The sequence below is a fragment of the Flavobacterium bomense genome (assembly GCF_003970355.1).
In genome coordinates this window covers 1-1372 of the sequence record NZ_RYDJ01000115.1, presented here as the reverse complement: position 1 = coordinate 1372, position 1372 = coordinate 1, and the positions used below count along the sequence as shown (strand labels likewise).

Below are 1372 nucleotides of genomic sequence, written 5' to 3'. Positions count from 1 at the left end.
TTAGATAGCAATCTTAAAAACTCAATATACAACCAAACCAAGGTGATGATTAATCCCATTGCGGCGAACCATTCCATAAATTTTGGCATTTTTTGTTCTACTCCTTTTTCCATTCGGTCAAAGTCTAAAAACAAATTTAAAGCAGCAATTACAATTACAAAAACACTAATTCCAATGCTCATCATCGAATTGCCATAATGTACAGGTACAAAGCTGGTAAACATAGAAAACATCCAAGAAATCAGATAATAAGTTGCTATGGCAAGTGTCGCAGCAACAACTACAGATTTGAATTGTTCGGTTACTTTTACAATTTTGAATTTATATAATCCCAAACAAACGGCAAACGTTACAAATGTGGCTCCTACAGCCTGAATCACAATTCCGGGATATTTGGCTTCAAAAATGGCAGAAACTCCACCAATAAATAATCCTTCGAACAAGGCGTAACCTGGAGCTAAAACGGGTGAATATTGAGGTTTAAATGCTGCAATTACTACCAAAATTAATCCTACGATGGCGCCACCAATAGTGGGTAACATTGGGTTCATGCCATTAAAAGCCATCCACCAAACAACGATTGCTGATGCGGTAAGCAACAAAAATAAAATTAAAGTTTTATTGATTGTTCCTGCCAATGTCATGTCTTGGTTATAATCAATAAGTGTTGCATTATGTACTTTGCTATCAGTAGATGCCGATGTAGCGGAAAATGATTTATGGTTTAAAAAAGGATTTTTCGATTCGAATGCCATAGTATTTCAGATTTAGTTTTATCAAAGATAGTTTAAAAATTAAATTAAGACCAAAAAAAATCCGCCTTGAATATTGCTAAAAAAGGCGGATTTGATGGTATGTAAATTTTATGAATTATAAAATTTCCGAAACTCTTAAAGTGTTTACCATTCCTTTATCTTTTAATGGCATCGCGGCCAAATTGATAAGATAATCTCCTTTGGTTACAAACCCTTTTTCTCTTGCTATTTCATTTACATCGGCAATAGTATCATCGGTACTTTTCATTTTATCATAAAAATAAGATTTTACTCCCCATAACAAATTGAGTTGCGTAAGGATTCTTTTATTAGAGGTAAAAACAAGAATATGAGCTGATGGTCTCCAAGCCGAAATTTGGAAAGCAGTATAACCGCTATTAGTCAAAGTACAAATTGCTTTTGCTTCGATAATGTTTGCAGTAAGTGCCGCGTGATGACAAATTGTTTTGGTAATAAAACGGTTTGTTCTTACTTGTGGGGTATTTTGTGGCACTTTGATAAGTGGAGAATCTTCTACCGCTTCAATGATTTGAGTCATTTTTTCGATAACTTGAACAGGATAAAGACCAGCAGCAGTTTCGCCAGAAAGCATAACC

Annotated in this window: 2 protein-coding genes; both read right to left on the bottom strand. The window is 34.5% G+C overall.

Features of this window, described 5'->3' with window-relative positions; genetic code table 11:
- The coding region (locus tag EKL98_RS16005; RefSeq protein WP_148104440.1) for a Bax inhibitor-1/YccA family protein at positions 1-755 on the bottom strand (755 nt) is incomplete at its 3' end.
- 115 nt (positions 756-870) lie between these two features.
- Positions 871-1372 (bottom strand): pyruvate kinase alpha/beta domain-containing protein (locus tag EKL98_RS16000; protein ID WP_317125401.1); only part of this gene is annotated, 502 nt, incomplete at its 5' end.